Genomic DNA, 15849 nt, shown 5'->3' on the forward strand with positions numbered 1-15849 from the left:
GTCCATGAGTTCCGTCATCGTCGTCGGTTCGTTCAATGTCGACCACGTCTGGCGCTGCGACACCCTGCCCGCCGCGGGCGCCACCATCGCCGGCCGCTACAGCACCGGCCCCGGCGGCAAGGGCTTCAACCAGGCGGTGGCGGCGGCCCGCGCCGGCGCCCGCACCACCTTCGTGTGCGCGCTCGGCGACGATGCCGGCGGCGCGATGGCGCGCGCGCTGGCCGCGCAGGACGGCATCGCCCTGGCCGCCGAGGCCAGCAGCGAACCGACCGGCACCGGCGGCATCTACGTCGATGGCCATGGCCGCAACACCATCGTCATCGGCGCCGGCGCCAACGCCGCGCTGAGCCTGGGCTTCGTGCAGGCGCAGCGCGCGCTGCTGGGATCGGCGCGGGTGCTGCTGGCGCAGTTGGAGTCGCCGATCGAGACCATCGAGGGCACCCTGGCGCTGGCCCGCGAAAACGGCGTCACGACCGTGCTCAACGCCGCGCCGGCCAATGCGCAGACCAGCATCGGCCTGCTCAAGCTGGCCGACGTGCTGACCCCGAACGAGACCGAGTTCGCCGCGCTGCTGGCGCGCCACGTCGGCGAACGCGTGGAGGCCGACGACGTCGCCGCCACCGACGGCGGCAGCCTGCACGCGCTGTGCCGCAAGCTGCTGCCCGGCGGCACCGTGGTGGTGACGCTGGGCGCGGTGGGCGCGTTCATCTCGCACCCGGAGGAGCGCCAGCGCGGCGATGCGCAGCCGTACTACCGCATCGGCGCGGAAGCGGCGCACACCGTGGACACCACCGGCGCCGGCGATGCCTTCAACGGCGCGCTGGTGGCCTCGCTGGCGCAGTCGCCGAATGCGACCTTCGCCACCCACGTGCGCTTCGCCAACCATTACGCGGCGCGCTCGACCGAGCACGAAGGCGCCGCCGCGTCGATGCCGCGGTTGGTGCCGGAGGCCAGCTGAGCCATCCGCCGCCGACGGCATCCGCCACCATCCACACCACCGTTCCCCATCGCCCGTCGCCGTGACGGGCCGCATCCCGACAAGGAGTTTTCGATGCCCCGTGTTTCCCTGACCTCGTTCGGCGCGCTGTGCGCGCTGCTCGCCCCGCTGTCGCTCGCCGCCGCGCCGCGCTGCGACTGGAACAGCATTGCCAACGACGCCGACCGCGCCGCGGTGACCGTCTCCGCGGACAACCTGCAACAGGCGATCGCGCCGCAGTACGACGAGGCCGACTTCCAGGAAAGCGCGGCGCTGGCGCGCACCCTGCTGCAGCGCGCGCAGTCGCCGCAGGTGCCGGGCAAGCTGGAAGGCCACTGGAAGGTGCGTTCGATCCAGGTCGACCAGCGCTTCGCCTACGCCTACCCCTATTTCAAGGCCGAGATCAGCCGCGATGCCTGCGGCTACCATTTCAGCAAGACCAGCGGCTCGCAGCGCCGCAGCGGCACGCTGTATCCGCTGGCCAAGGACAGCCGCGAGTTCGCGTTCCTCGGCGCCAGCACGGTCAACGACGATCCGGAAGGCCAGTACATCCCCGGCAAGGTCTCCGACGGCACCCGGGGCAGCAGCGTCGGCCGCCTGGTCGCACTGGGGCCGAACGAGCTGCTGCTGATCCTGGACGGCAGTGCCAAGGGCTTCGAGCTGTACCAGCTGATTCGCTGAGCCGGGAATCGGGAATCGGGAATCGGGAATCGGGAATCGGGAATCGGGAATCGGCCAGGATCGCCCAGGTGCGGCCCTGGTGTGAACCCGACAGGCGTTGGCCGGCCCGCGACATGCCGCGCTCGCGCGATCCGGGCGGCGGTCGCCTGGCGCTCTCGGACCGCGTTCCCATGGCGCCGCGTCTCTCGGCCGCGCGCCGAGTTGGCAGCGTCCGCGGCGGCGGCGACAATGGCCGCATGCGTATCGGCCCCTACACGATCGAACCGAAGGTAATCCTGGCGCCGATGGCCGGCGTCACCGACAAGCCGTTCCGGCTGCTGTGCAAGCGCCTGGGCGCCGGCCTGGCGGTGTCGGAGATGACCATCTCCGACCCGCGCTTCTGGCAGACCCGCAAGTCGCTGCAGCGCATGGACCACGCCGGCGAGCCGGACCCGGTCAGCGTGCAGATCGCCGGCACCGAACCGCAGCAACTGGCCGAGGCCGCGCGCTACAACGCCGACCACGGCGCGCAGCTGATCGACATCAACATGGGCTGCCCGGCGAAGAAGGTGTGCAACGCCTGGGCCGGCTCGGCGCTGATGCGCGACGAGGCGCTGGTGGCGCGCATCCTCAGCGCGGTGGTGAAGGCTGCGCCGGTGCCGGTGACGCTGAAGATCCGCACCGGCTGGGACTGCGACCACCGCAACGGCCCCATCATCGCGCGCATCGCCGAGGACTGCGGCATCGCCGCGCTGGCGGTGCACGGGCGCACCCGCGACCAGCACTACAGCGGCCAGGCCGAGTACGCGACGATCGGCGAGATCAAGGCGATGCTGCGCATCCCGGTGATCGCAAACGGCGACATCGATTCGCCGCAGAAGGCGGCGCAGGTGCTGGCCGCGACCGGCGCCGACGCGGTGATGGTCGGGCGCGCGGCGCAGGGCCGGCCGTGGATCTTCGGCGAGATCGCGCACTACCTGGCCACCGGCGAACTGCAGCCCGCGCCGTCGCTGACGTTCGTGCGCGACACCCTGCTCGGCCACCTGCAGGCGCTGCACGATTTCTACGGCGAGGCGCAGGGCGTACGCATCGCGCGCAAGCACCTGGGCTGGTACGCCAAGGACCGCCCCGAGAACGCCGCGTTCCGCGCCGTGGTCAACCGCGCCGAGAGCGCGCCGGCGCAACTGGCGCTGACCGCCGAGTATTTCGATGCGCTGATCGCCGGCGTGCCACCGACGCTTTCCGCTGCGGCCTGACGTTTTCTTCTCCTGGAGCACCGCCATGCGCTCGCCTGCCGAGACTCCGACCTATCTGCACGGCTATTCCGACACCGAACAGGCGCGCCTGCTGAAACAGGCGCGTTTGCTGGAAGCCACCCTGTTCAACCAGATCGACTACACCGGCGCGCGGCGGCTGCTGGAAGTGGGCAGCGGCGTCGGCGCGCAGACCGAAGTGCTGCTGCGACGCTTCCCGGAACTGCACGTCACCGGCATCGACCTGAGCGAAGCGCAGCTGCATGCCGCGCGCGACAACCTGCAGCGCATGCCCTGGTGCCAGGACCGCTACACCCTGCAGCAGGCCGACGCCGGCGACCTGCCGTTCCAACCGCGCAGCTTCGATGCGGCGTTCCTGTGCTGGGTGCTGGAGCACGTGCCGTCGCCGGCGCGCGTGCTCAGCGAAGTGCGGCGGGTGCTGGCGCCGGGATCGCCGGTATATGTGACCGAGGTGATGAACGCCTCGTTCCTGCTGCACCCGTACTCGCCGAACGTGTGGCGCTACTGGATGGCGTTCAACGACTTCCAGTACGACCATGGCGGCGATCCCTTCGTCGGTGCCAAGCTCGGCAACCTGCTGCTGGCCGGCGGCTATCGCGACGTCAGCACCGAGATCAAGACCGTGCACCTGGACAACCGCGAACCGGCGCGGCGCAAGACCATGATCGGGTTCTGGGAGGAACTGCTGCTGTCGGCCGCCGAGCGCTTGCTGCAGGCCGGCGCGGTGGACGAGGAAACCGTGGCCGGCATGCGCCGGGAGATGGCGCAGGTGCAGAGCGATCCGGATGCGGTGTTCTTCTACTCGTTCGTGCAGGCGCACGCCACGGTCTATTGAGCCGTTTTCAAAGCGACGCTGATGCCTGCGCGCTGACGACGCAGGTTCGGCCAGGATCCGCCACACATCCGTGCCGGCGCTACGCCGCGTTGCCCACGCGCACAGGCGCGCGGTAGACGGCCTGCAACTGCCGTGGCGCAATCGTCTCCCCGGCCATCGCCGTGCTGCCGTACCACCACAACGTTGAAATCAAAGTCACTTTGCAGGCGCTTCGAAGCACGGCTTGGCTCAGCTCCCTCCGGAAACGCGGGTCAGCGCCGCGCCCGCACACAGAAGCGGCGACATCCCCGCATGCTCATTTGCCTGATAGAGAAAGGCGTCCCCGTCGGGAACGCCTTTCTCTATTTCATCTGCACTGCCTGGAGCACGATGATGGGGAAGATCATCGGTCTGCGTAGAGTGGGAAATATCCTTCTGAAACGAGGATGTTGAAGGCTGCATAGGAGGTGGAGGCCGCCAATTCGCTGTTGCCAAAGGCGAGGTAGCCCACCGCATCGCACGCTGCGACAATCAACCAGCCCGAGCCTGGAGACGCGGTTTTTTTCGCTGTGCTGCCGGCAGCATGGGTGGACCAGTAACGCGCGGAATGTCTGACCACGCTCAGCGCGCCCAGAACCAGCGCGCCATTCTTCGACTTGGGATCGAGCCGCGCGATGCCTTCCCGCTCCAGTTCCTCGAACTGCATCGCGGCCGCGTCCATATCCTTGGCGCCCTCAACGATCTGGTCCATGCGCACGATGAACGAGAACTCGTAGGCACTGAGCTGCTGGCGCAGTCCGGCCAGGTTCTCGGTCATCGGCCGGATCGGGTCGACCGCGTCGACGATGGGCTGGTGTGTGGCGATGAAGCGCTCCAGCGGCATGCCGGGGTTGTAGCCACACTTCTGGACCAGGACGGCGAGGGCCTCGTCGGGCGAGGCCTTCGCCTCCATCAGGCAGCCCAGGTACATGTTGTGCCGGATGCCCGCCTGATCGATCGGGTTCTCGGCCGCCAGCGTGGGGGCGGCACCGAAGGCACTGCCGACCAGGAGAGCGACAGTCGCGGCGAAGAGCTTTTTGTTCATACGCGTTCTCATGCAATGGGTGGATGGAGGGTGGGCCAGGTCTCGCGACTTTCCGGCGGAGGACCCCTGCGAGCGGCCACCACCGCAGCGGCACATGGCGCGATGCGGCGGTTTCAGGCTAGGCGGGTCTGCGGCGACGCACGAGGGCGAAACCGGGTCGCTACGGGAGCAAACAGGGTGGAATTGGCAAGCCCGATGGCACAGCCGGCACATCGCGGCGACGCGATCCTGGGGCTGCGACAGGGCGACCATGATCGAAGAATCAAAGCGTTACGCCGATTCGTTCCCGATCCATACCCGCGGAGGCGCTGGAATCCGCTGCGCCGTTGCAACTAGGCTGATGCCATCCGAGGCTTGCGCGGCAGCTTGAACACCGCCAGGCAAGGCGTCATCGCCCTTGCGCGCAGGCAGCCGTCGCTGGATCGGCGTCGGCAATGAAGGCGCATCACGCCACGATCCATTGCGATGTGCTCAACGCGCCGCTGCAGGCACCTGCGCACCGACCGGCGCGGGCGACGCCGGTTCGATCCAGATCCGTTGCCACATCCGCGCCAGCGCCGCGCGGATCTGTCCACGCGCCACCGGCGCCCGGTACGCGGCCTGCAACTGCCGCGGCGCGATCGCTTCCCAGCCATCGCCGCGCTGCCGCGCTACCGCGAAGTTGAAGTTGTAGTCCGGCTCAAGGCCCATGCGCAGGTCGCTGAGCACCAGTTCGCCGTCCTTGACCTGCGCGCGCATGAAGCCGCGGTTGAACCAGGTCAGCCGCTGCACCGCCGGCAGGTCGCGCACCTGCGCCAACGCCTGGGTGTTGGACGGATAGCCCTGAAAGCGCATCGGCCCGTGATCGGCGACCAGCGAGCGCTCGCCGATCACGTAGCCGTTCGGGGTCATCGCCACAACCCGCCACAGCAGCGTGTTGAACGGCATCGGCACCGAGAAGCGCGGCGCGTGCTGCAGCCCCATCGCCGCCAGCGCGCGATCGGCCTGGCGGTCGACCAGGTGCTTGGCCAGCAGCGACCAGCCCAGGTAGGCGCTGCTCAGGATCACCCCCGCCAGCAGCGCCTGCTGCGCCACGCGGCGTGCGCGCGCCCACCAGGCGATGACGCAGGCCAGGATCAGCCACAGCGTGTAGGCGGGATCGATGATGAACACGCTCGACCACATCGCCGGCGGCGGCCGCAGCGGCCACCACAGCTGCGTGCCGTAGACGGTGAACGCGTCCAGCAGCGGGTGGGTGATCAGCCCCAACTGGATCGCCCAGAACCAGCGCCGTGGCGCTTCGGCCACCCGTCCGTGGCCGAAGCGGCGGAACAGCCACCAGAGCAGCCAGCCGAGCAAGGGCAGCACGAACAGCGAATGGCTGAAGCTGCGGTGCACCGTCATCAGCGTGACCGGGTCGCGGGTCAGCGGCAGCAGGAGCAGCGAGTCGAGGTCGGGCACGGTGCCGAGCGCGGCGCCGGCGAGCAATGCGGCGCGGCGATGCGCGGCGGGGGCGATGGCGGCAGCGATGGCGCCGCCGAGCACGATCTGGGAGAGGGAATCCATCGGGCGATGCTAGCAGCGATGCGACGGCGGCTGCGCGGCCTACCGGCGCACCACGCGTGAGCCGGCGGCGCGCCAGGTGCCGGTGGCCGCATCGCCGGTGCCGGGCGGATGCCGCAGTACGGGCGATCTCGCCCGCCATGCAGTACGGGCGATCTCGCCCGCCATAGCGAGACGATGACGCTCACGTGCCAGGCCAGCGGGATCACGCGCACACACCGGCATCGGCCAGGCATGTGTCGAGCGTCTGCGCCGCCGCCGTGAGGAGGCGGTTGGGCAGGGTCGCACCCCAGCAACGCGCCACTTCCCCCGGGCGCACGAAAGCCGCAGCGCACATCGGCCCTGCCTACCCAGTCGGCAACCGTGGCGGTAGACTCCGGCCGCCAAGGTGGAAGCCAGCCCCAACTGGACGGGACCCGACGCATGCAAACAACGACGTCCCATCCACCCGAGAAGGGAACATTCTTCCAACTGCGTCCGGACGTTCGGCGTGGGGGCAAAGGTCACGGGGTCGTCTTTCAGAACGAGAACGCCCTACGCACGCCGCCGCGTCTCATGGTGAAGCCACCGAAATGGCGGGTTCCCGCCATTGCGCGAAATCCCACGCTTGCTCTACCGCCCCAGCGAGGGCGTGCCCCCGCAGGACCTGGAGGGTGGCTTCAGCGGCTACTGGCTGGTGTCCGAGCGGCTGCGCCGGGTGATGGAGTCGGTGGACGCGGCGGCCTTCGCCTTCGCCGATGCGGACTATCGCCTGACCGACGGTTCCCAGGGGCCGAGCGTGTTCCTCTGCGATGTGGTCCGCACCCTGGACGCGCTGGACGAGGACGCCTCCCTGCTCCACATCGAGATCAGCGACGACTTCGAAGCGGGAAAGCACTACGACCTCACCGGCGACATCCGGCTGGCCTTCAGGCGCGACGTGTTGGGGCCGGCGCATGTCTTCAGGTTGCCGTTCCATGGAGGCGTCTTCTGCGACAACGTGTTCAAGGAGGCAGTCGAGTCGGCGGGCATCGTCAAACCGTACAGGTCCAATGGGCTCTGGTTCTCCGACATGGTGAACTGCTGAGCAGGTGAGGCAGCCGGCAAAGCGACGCCCAGCGTGGAAAAGGCGCCCGTCAGGGCGCCCTTCCCGTTCGGCGCACAGCGCCGGACCACCGGCCTCAGAACGTAGACCGATTCAGTTCGCCGGCGGAGGGGTGGTACCCGTGCCGAAGATCATGCCGTGGGCGGAGTTGGAGAAGGAGGATGCCCCGCCGACATCGTTATCCGCGGCGAAAAAGCCCGCCACGTCCGCCGCGACGACGAGCAGCCATTTCCAGAAGCGCCCTTTCGCAGCGACACCGCTCTCGGCTGCCTGCTCGGCCCAGTAGCGGTTGGAGTGCCTGGCCACGCTCAGCCCGCCCAGGATCAGCGCGCCGTTCTCGGACTTGGGATCGAGCCGCGCGATGGCCTCGCGCTCCAGCGCCTCGAACTGCGCCGCCGCGGCGTCCATGTCCGCGGCGTTCTCGACGATCTGGTCGATGCGGACCACGAACGAGTACTCGTAGGCGGTGAGCCTTTGACGCAGTCCGGGCAGGTTTTCGGTCATGGGCCGCGTCGGATCGTAGGCGTCGAGGAGCGGCTGCAGCGTGGCGACGTACCGCTCCAGCGGCACGCCGGGGGCATAGCCGCACTTCTTGACCAGAAGGCTCAGCACATCGTCGGGCGAGGCGTTCAGATCCATCAGGCACCCCAGGTACATGTTGTGCTGGATGCCGGCCTGGTCCATGGGGTTCTCCGCCGCCAGCGCGGGGGCCGCGAAGGCGCTGCCGGCCAGAAGGGCGAGCGTTGCGACAAAGAGCTTGTTCTTCATGAAACGTTCTCCTGCAATGGATGGGTTGAGGGTGGCCAGGTTTCCCGAGGTCTCGCGTCCCGGCAGGCCATCGGGCGATGCGGCCACCGCGGCATCGGCACGCGGTGCACCGCGGCGGGATCAGGCTAGGCAGGCCTGCGCCGTGGGACGAGGGCGAAGCCGGGCCGCCGCGGGCGCGAACCGGGTCGAATTGGCCCAGTCAGGTCGGCACCACCGCGCCGCGGCCACACGCCGACCGGGCGATGCCGCGAATGCCTCCATCGATAAATCAACGGTTTATGTTGATTTATTCCCGATCTATTCCCGTGGACGCGCTGGAATCGGTGGCATGGCCGCTCTTACCCTGCCGATCCCGTATCCGCCCTTGCGAGGCTCCCATGCTTGCCTGCCGCCCCCACGTCGCCACCGCCCTCGCCGCGCTCCTCGCGGCCCTGCCCCTCGCCGCCCACGGCCACGACACGCTGCCGCCGGACTGGTGCCTGGAGGAGGACCAGGACCCGGAGATCGTGGTGAAGTTCGATTTCGACGGCGGGCAATTGCGCCAGGTGATGGACAAATGCGGCGTGGTCGACAGTCACGAGCCGTATACGAATGCACTGAACACCATCGGTGCCTATTGCGAGGTCGTGGCCCCTTCGCGATCGGCCAAGCCCGTCGTCCTCGGCCCCAGCACCTTCCTATCCCGCGACCACCACAGCGCGTACCGCATGGAACATGGCCTCAAGGGCGCCTGCGTGGTGTGCCCCGCCAAGCGCGGCCGCTAACGGTTCGCGATGCCGCGTTCGCCGTCAGACGAGCGCGTCGCGGCGGGTGTAGGCCAGTACCGCATCGACCCGCGCCTGCAGCGCGGCGCGCGCATCGGCCTGCAGCCCGTCGCACTGGGCGAGCACGAAGTAGGCCGAGCGCAGCACGTCGCGCCAGCGCGGGTTGCGCGGCAATTTGGAGACCGCCAGGTAGCGCTCCATCGCCCGCGCGCGCAGGCGCCCGTCGTCGATGTTCACGCGCCAGATCCGGCTGCGCTCGGCCAGTTCCAGGCGGCCGGTGCCGGTGGCCCGCTCCCAACTGTCGATGACCGCCAACATCAGTTCCACCAGCGTGCGCCGGAACGCGTCGCGGGCCGGCGGTGCGGCCGCAGCGTCAGGCGGGTCCGCGGCCTGTCCGGTGTCGGCCACGGCATCGCCCTCGCGTTGCCGCAGCGCGAGGATGACCAGGCCGTCGCCGCCTGGCCACGGCGCGAAGGTGGCCACCAGCGCGACGCCGTGCTGGGCAACGACATCGACCTGCTGCGCCGCGCTGTCCTCCATCCGCTCCAGCGCGCCCTGCAACGCGCCACGGTCTGCAGCGCGCACGAAACCGGCAATGGGCTGCCCCACCGGTTCGGCGTCCTCGGCGCCGGCCAGCCACAGGCGGCCGGCACGATTGGCGACCAGGACCTGGCCTTCGGCATCGAGCAGGCAGACCGCATCCTCGCGGCTGTCGAGCAGGGTCTGCAACAGGCTGCGGTCCTCGGCCAAGGCGTCGGCCTCGCGCCGGTAGCGGGCCAGTTCCTCCTCGTGGCGGACCCGCCGCGCTTCCTCCAGCAGGCGCGCGCGCTGCCGGCGCCGCTGCAGCAGCAGCCAGCCGCCGAGCACCGCCGCAAGCGCGGACACCAGCACCAGCCACAGCAGCAGCGTGCGTTGGCGCAGTTGCGCCTTGCGCAGGCTGTTCTCGCTTGCCAAGCGATCGATGGTGCGCTGCTGCTCGGCGCTCTCGAAGCGGATCCGCAACCAGTCCAGTTGGCGATCGTGCTGCGCGCGCAGCAGCGCGGCGGCTTCCGTGTTCGCGCGCCGCAGCGTGGCATTGGCCGCCACCGCGTCGCCCGCGCTTTCCTGCAGCCGCGCCAGTTCCTCCAGCAACGGCACCCGCGCCGGATCGCCGCTGACGGCGGCCGCCAGCGCCTGGCGCAGGCGGATCGCCGCGGCGGCGGTGTCGCCGTGGAGCCGCGCGGTCCGCGCCAACTGCAGTTGCAGCGCCGACGGCAGCGGCAGCGTCCATGCCTCGGCCAGCGCCAGCGCGCTGGAACTCCAGCGCCGCGCCTGCGCCACATCGCCCAGCGCCAGTGCCGCGCGGATCAGGCCGTCATGGACCCGCAACTGGTAGACGCGGTTGCCCTGCGCGCGATAGACGCCCAGGGCCTCCTGCAGCCAGGCCAGCGCCTGCCGCGTGTCGCCGTTGTCGAGCGCCAACTCGGCCATGGTTTCCTGCACGTGCGCCGCCTCGATGGCGTCGCCCTTGGCGCGGTTGGCGGCGAGCGCATCGCGGTAGTAGCGCAGCGCGGTGTCGGGTTCGCGCAATTCGCGGTACACGTCGGCGATGTTGGTGAGCACGGACGCCGAGGCCTCGCCCTGCGCGCGCTGGAGGTCGAGGCTGAGCGTCAGGTGGCGCAGCGCGCCGCGGAAGTCGCCGAGCCGGCGCAGCGCGGCGCCGACGTTGTTCAGATCGCGCGCCTCCGCGCCGCGATCGCCCAGCGCCCGGGACAGGGTGGCCGCGCATTCGAAGCGCTCCAGCGCCTGCGCGATGCGTTCGCGGCGAAACTCCAGAATGCCGCGGCGACGCGTGAGCTCGTAGCGCAGGCGCGCATCGTCGCGATCGACGATGTTGGCCTCGGCGCAGTCCAGTGCCTGTTCGGCGGCGGCGAAGCGCCCGGCATCCTGGCGCGCCCTGGCCTGGGCGAACAGCGCCTCCACCCGTGCCTCGCCCGCGGTCGCCGATGGCGCAAGTCGCGCGTGCTGGACGCACAGCGCCGCGTCCGGCAGCGGGCGCGGCGGCTTGGCCTCCGCACAGCCGTAGGCCGCATCGCGTGCCATCGCCGGCGCGCTCGCCGCGAGCAGGAGGCATAGCCACGCCAGGGCGTGACGTGCAGGCGAGCGGGTGCTGGCAGGGGTGGAAGGCGCATGGACGAGGAAGCCGGCGAGCGCTGACACGGCCCGGAACATCCCGTTGCATGCGGGGTGCCGCGACCGGCCGGACACCTGCGTCCCTGCTTCCACCGTCTCCATGACTCCCGGATCGATCGAGATGCGAAATGCGTGCGCCACGACGTTCGGCGCGCCAGTCACGCCCGGCGGTGGAGCCTGACCTGCGCTTGCCGCTACGACGGAACGCAGTAGAGCCGATGGGAGAGGTGTCGATCAAGCGAATGCCACATTTGCGCACGTGGCGCGTCGATCGCGGAATGCGTGTCACAGCGCGATGTGCTGCTGCATTCCAGCGGACGGCGGGAGGTCGCTGGCAGTGGCACACGTGCGTGCCCATGCGGCGCGCATCGGCAGGACGCAAGCGTTTGGTCAGGCGTCCCGCGCCGTGGATCGTCGACGCGAACGCCGTCGGTTTCAGGCCGCGCGCGGCCAGGTGCTGTCCTGCAGCAGGCGCGGGCGCGGCGGCAACTCGCGCAGCACCTCGCCGCGATGCGACAGCAGGCGCAGCGTGCCGTCGGCCTCTTCCGCGAGCGCGGTGAGGCTCTCGACCCAGTCGCCGTCGTTGGCGTAGACCAGGTCGTCGCGCTCGAACAGCCCGGCGCGGTGCACGTGGCCGCAGATCACCCCGTCCAGGCCGCGACGGCGTGCGTCGTCCAGTCCGGCGGCGACGAAGCGCTCGATGTAGCGTTCGGCCGCTCCGCTCTGCCGCTTCAGGTAATCGGCCAACGACCAGTAGCGCATGCCGAAGCGGCGACGCACGCGGTTGGTCAGTTGGTTGCCGGTGAGAATGCGGTAGTACAGCCAGTCGCCGAACTTCTCCTGCAGGCCGCCGAACTGGGTCACGCTGTCGTAGTCGTCGCCGTGCACCACCAGCAGGCGGCGGCCGTCGGCGGTGGCGTGCACCGCGCGCCGGCGCACCTGCATCGCCGGCAGCGCCAGCCCGCAGAAGCGGCGGATCGGCCGGTCGTGGTTGCCGGGCACGTAGATCAGTTCGGTGCCGCCACGGGCCAGCGCGTGCAGCGCATCGATCACGCGCTGGTGCGCCGCGCTCCACACCGCGCGGCGCTGCGCCATCCACCAGAAGTCGACGATGTCGCCGACCAGATACAGCTGTTCGCAGCGCAGGCCGCCGAGGAAATCGGCCAGTTCGCGCGCGTGGCAATGCGGCGCGCCCAGGTGCACGTCGGAAACGAACACCGCGCGGCGCGGCGACGGACTGCTGACCGGCTTCATGCCACCACCTCTGCTTCGTTGCGGGGACGTTCGAGGTAGCGCGCGCGCTTCTTGCTGCGGATGCGCTGCAGGTCCAGCTCGATCAGGCCGTCGACGGCGTCGTTGAACGCGGGATCCACGCCGAAGGCGAGGAAGCGCGCGCCGCCGGGCTCGCACAGATCGGTGTACTGCTTGTAGAGCATCGGCACCGCCGCGCCCAGCGCGTCGAGGTTGCCCTTGAGCACCTTGAAGGCGGTGTCGGCGTCCAGCTCGTCGAACGCCGGCGGCGCCTCCGGATAAGGGAACGGCCGCGCCGAGGCCGCTTCGCCGCTGGCGTCGCCGAAGTAGCGGGCGTAGTAGGCGACGATCTGCTCGCGCGCTTCATACGGCAGCGCGGCGCTGATCGACACCGCGCCGAACAGATAATGCACCTGCGGGTGGTCGCGCAAATAGGCGCCGATGCCCTGCCACAGGTAGTCGATGCTGCGGCTGCCCCAGTAATCCGGGACCACGAAGCTGCGGCCCAGTTCCATGCCGGCGGCGATGCGCGGCAGCATGGCCTCGCCGTAGCGGAACAGGGCGGCGGTGTAGAAGCCGGCCAGGCCGCGCTCGGCCAGCACCGGCGCGCCGCGCGCGACCCGGTAGGCGCCGACCACGCGCGTGGCGGCGCCGTCCCACAGCACGATGTGCTCGTACCAGGTGTCGTAGTCGTCCAGGTCCAGGCGCCGACCGGTGCCCTCGCCCACCGCGCGGAAGGTCAGCTCGCGCAGACGGCCGATCTCGCGCAGCAGCGCCGAGCCGGCGCGCAGCCGGCCGACGCGGATCTGCTTGCCGTCCAGGGTGTGGCCGAGGCTGCGCAACGCCGCCACTTCCATCGCCAGTTGCGCCGGCTCCTCGGCGGCGACCAGCGCCTCCTCGCTCGGCGCGGCCTGCCCGCCACTGCGGCCCAGCGCGTACAGCTCGCTGCGCAGGCGCCGCATCAGTTCGGTTTCGGGCAGGTCCTGCGGCAAGGCCCGGGCACGGCCCAGGCTGAGCGCGATGCGGCGCTCGCGGCGGGCGAACATCTCCCGCGCCAGCAGCGCGGTGCCGGCCGGCTTGAACAGCGCCGAGGCGCCATAGAACAGTGCCGAGTTGCGCGCGTGGATGCGCACCGGCAGCACCGGCGCGGCGGTGCGCAGGGCGAAGCGCAGGAAGCCGCGGCGCCAGCGCCCGTCGGCGACGCCGCCCCAGCCCAGCCGCGAGACCTCGCCGGCCGGGAACACGATCACGCATTGCTCCTGCGCCAGCGCCTGCTCGATCGCCCGCACGCTGGCCGGCGACGGCGCGCCGCCGAGGATGCGCACCGGCAGCAGCAGCTCGCGCAGCCCTTCCAGCGCCCACAGGAAATCGTTGGCGACGATCTTCACGTCGCGCCGCACCTGGCCGACGCAGTCCAGCAGCGCCAGCGCGTCCAGCGCGCCGGAGGGGTGGTTGGCGACGATCAGCAGGCGCCCGCGCGCCGGGATGCACTCGGCCGGGGTCGGCCCGACCACGTAGCGGGCCTGCAGGAAATCCAATCCGGCCTGGACCAGGGCGAACCCGCGGAGGTCGCGATTGGCCTCCAGGAACGCGTCCAGCGCGTCCAGTCCCGACCATTTTTGCAGGCCGCGCAGCAACGGCCGGACCAGCCGCGAGCGGCGTCCGGCAAACCAGTGCGGGTAGCGGTCCTGAAGACGGCGTTCGAGTGCGAGCACGGCAAGTCCCCTTGCTGACTGCGCACAGCTTCGGCCGTGGCGGCGACACCGATCTTGCAATATGGCTACGGCAACATGACGGCCACCGCCGCGCCGGCTGACCGGTTAACCTTGCCCAACGCGGCGACGGGCACAATGCACGGCGCCGCGCGCCCGTGTATCATGCGCGTCCATCTTTTCATCCGAATACAAGGATATAGCCGCGATGTCCAGCTATCTCTTCACCTCCGAGTCGGTCTCCGAAGGCCACCCGGACAAGATCGCCGATCAGATCTCCGATGCCGTGCTCGACGCGATCCTGGCCCAGGACAAGCGCGCGCGCGTGGCCTGCGAAACGCTGGTCAAGACCGGCGTGGCGATCGTCGCCGGCGAGATCACCACCAGCGCCTGGATCGACCTGGAAGCGCTGACCCGCAAGGTGATCCTGGACATCGGCTACAACAGCTCCGACGTCGGCTTCGACGGCGAAACCTGCGGCGTGCTGAATCTGATCGGCAAGCAGTCGCCGGACATCAACCAGGGCGTGGACCGCAAGAAGCCGGAAGAACAGGGCGCCGGCGACCAGGGCCTGATGTTCGGCTACGCCACCCGCGAGACCGACAGCTTCATGCCGGCCGCCATCCACCTGTCGCACCGCCTGGTCGAACAGCAGGCCAAGGTGCGCAAGAAGAAGAACTCGCCGCTGGCGTGGCTGCGCCCGGACGCCAAGAGCCAGGTCACCCTGCGCTACGAAGACGGCGTGGCGACCGCGATCGACGCGGTGGTGCTGTCCACCCAGCACGATCCGGACATCAAGCAGAAGCACCTGGTCGAAGCCGTGCGCGAGGAGATCCTCAAGCCGGTGCTGCCGGCCAAGTGGCTGCACAAGGGCACCAAGTTCCACATCAACCCGACCGGCAAGTTCGTGATCGGCGGGCCGGTGGGCGACTGCGGCCTGACCGGGCGCAAGATCATCGTCGACACCTACGGCGGCTGGGCGCGCCACGGCGGCGGCGCGTTCTCCGGCAAGGACCCGTCCAAGGTCGACCGTTCGGCCGCCTACGCCGCGCGCTACGTCGCCAAGAACGTCGTCGCCGCCGGCCTGGCCGACCGTTGCGAAGTGCAGGTCTCCTACGCCATCGGCGTGGCCGAGCCGACCTCGATCTCGGTCACCACCTTCGGTACCGGCAAGATCGCCGACGACCAGATCGAGAAGCTGATCCGCAAGCACTTCGACCTGCGTCCGTACGGCATCCTGCAGATGCTCGACCTGATCCACCCGATGTACCAGCAGACCGCCTCGTACGGCCATTTCGGCCGTACCCCGAAGGCCTTCACCTACACCGACGGCACCGGCGCCCAGCACCAGGCCACCGCGTTCTCGTGGGAGAAGACCGACCGCGCCGAGGCGCTGCGCGCGGACGCCAAGCTGAAGTAAGCCGGGTTCGCCCGCGCTTGCACGAAGAACGGGCCGCACTGCGGCCCGTTCTTCGTTTGGGGCATGGAACGTGGCCGGTAGCTGGAGTTGGCGGAGGCCACGCAGCGATGGCATCCCTGCTGCCAGAATGCTTTCGCGCAGGAGCGGCTTCAGCCGCGATGGGCTTTCATGGGAACGCGCGTCGCGACGGAAGTCGCTCCTACAAGGGCAGTCGTGTCTGTCGGGAGACTGGGAAAGTGAACTGCTGGCGCAGACCGCTGCGCGGCATGAACCGCCCCACCCCCGAGGACTCCTGTAGGAGCGGCTTCAGCCGCGACAGCCTTCCTGG

General features: G+C 69.9%; 12 protein-coding genes and 1 pseudogene. 7 read left to right on the top strand and 6 right to left on the bottom strand.

All coding sequences use genetic code 11. The features are described 5' to 3' along the window. The first annotated feature begins 4 nt into the window (after positions 1-4). The 4 genes from AB3X07_RS18495 (at position 5) to AB3X07_RS18510 (ending at position 3745) form a co-directional block, all read left to right on the top strand. Positions 5-958 carry a ribokinase gene (locus tag AB3X07_RS18495; RefSeq protein WP_369944805.1) on the top strand — a complete coding sequence of 318 codons (954 nt, stop codon included), beginning with the start codon at positions 5-7 and terminating at the stop codon, positions 956-958. 93 nt (positions 959-1051) lie between these two features. Beyond that, positions 1052-1657 (top strand): DUF4893 domain-containing protein, encoded by a 606-nt coding sequence (locus tag AB3X07_RS18500; RefSeq protein ID WP_369940182.1) that lies wholly within the window; start codon positions 1052-1054, stop codon positions 1655-1657. Between the two features lie 236 nt (positions 1658-1893). Next, positions 1894-2892, top strand: coding sequence for a tRNA dihydrouridine synthase DusB (gene dusB, locus AB3X07_RS18505; protein WP_369940184.1), 999 nt, complete (start codon positions 1894-1896; stop codon positions 2890-2892). A 25-nt stretch (positions 2893-2917) separates the two neighbouring features. Then, a complete protein-coding gene (locus AB3X07_RS18510; RefSeq protein WP_369940185.1) occupies positions 2918-3745 on the top strand; it encodes a class I SAM-dependent methyltransferase in 828 nt (275 codons plus the stop codon). A 382-nt stretch (positions 3746-4127) separates the two neighbouring features. Here AB3X07_RS18510 and AB3X07_RS18515 read toward each other — a convergent pair whose 3' ends face one another. Beyond that, positions 4128-4808, bottom strand: a complete 681-nt coding sequence (locus AB3X07_RS18515) for a hypothetical protein (RefSeq protein WP_369940186.1) — start codon at positions 4806-4808, stop codon at positions 4128-4130. 471 nt (positions 4809-5279) lie between these two features. Further along, the gene (locus AB3X07_RS18520; RefSeq protein ID WP_369940187.1) at positions 5280-6353 is read right to left on the bottom strand and encodes a metal-dependent hydrolase; all 1074 of its coding nucleotides are present in this window, start codon (positions 6351-6353) and stop codon (positions 5280-5282) included. Positions 6354-6773: 420 nt separating this feature from the next. Here AB3X07_RS18520 and AB3X07_RS18525 point away from each other — a divergent pair. After that, positions 6774-7416, top strand: a pseudogene (locus tag AB3X07_RS18525) (DUF1629 domain-containing protein). Positions 7417-7527: 111 nt separating this feature from the next. Here the strand turns inward: AB3X07_RS18525 and AB3X07_RS18530 are convergent. Then, on the bottom strand, positions 7528-8202 hold the full coding sequence (locus AB3X07_RS18530) for a hypothetical protein (protein ID WP_369940189.1): 675 nt from the start codon (positions 8200-8202) through the stop codon (positions 7528-7530). Between the two features lie 377 nt (positions 8203-8579). On the opposite strand from AB3X07_RS18530, the gene AB3X07_RS18535 reads away from it, so the two are divergent. Beyond that, positions 8580-8966: a hypothetical protein gene (locus AB3X07_RS18535; protein WP_369940191.1), complete on the top strand. Its 387-nt coding sequence runs from the start codon at positions 8580-8582 to the stop codon at positions 8964-8966. Between the two features lie 24 nt (positions 8967-8990). Here AB3X07_RS18535 and AB3X07_RS18540 read toward each other — a convergent pair whose 3' ends face one another. From AB3X07_RS18540 to AB3X07_RS18550, 3 genes are all read right to left on the bottom strand, one after another. Next, on the bottom strand, positions 8991-11048 hold the full coding sequence (locus AB3X07_RS18540) for a tetratricopeptide repeat protein (RefSeq protein ID WP_369940193.1): 2058 nt from the start codon (positions 11046-11048) through the stop codon (positions 8991-8993). A gap of 525 nt (positions 11049-11573) precedes the next feature. Beyond that, positions 11574-12392 carry a UDP-2,3-diacylglucosamine diphosphatase gene (locus AB3X07_RS18545; protein WP_369940194.1) on the bottom strand — a complete coding sequence of 273 codons (819 nt, stop codon included), beginning with the start codon at positions 12390-12392 and terminating at the stop codon, positions 11574-11576. Continuing rightward, complete coding sequence (locus AB3X07_RS18550; protein WP_369940196.1) at positions 12389-14104, bottom strand: lysophospholipid acyltransferase family protein; 1716 nt, start codon at positions 14102-14104, stop codon at positions 12389-12391. Before AB3X07_RS18550 ends, AB3X07_RS18545 begins: the two co-directional genes overlap by 4 nt. Positions 14105-14309: 205 nt before the next feature. Between AB3X07_RS18550 and metK the strand changes: the two genes are divergently transcribed. Next, positions 14310-15521, top strand: a complete 1212-nt coding sequence (metK, locus tag AB3X07_RS18555) for a methionine adenosyltransferase (protein ID WP_369940198.1) — start codon at positions 14310-14312, stop codon at positions 15519-15521. Positions 15522-15849: the final 328 nt, after the last annotated feature.

This window comes from Xanthomonas sp. DAR 35659 (assembly GCF_041242975.1).
Lineage (GTDB): Bacteria > Pseudomonadota > Gammaproteobacteria > Xanthomonadales > Xanthomonadaceae > Xanthomonas_A > Xanthomonas_A medicagonis.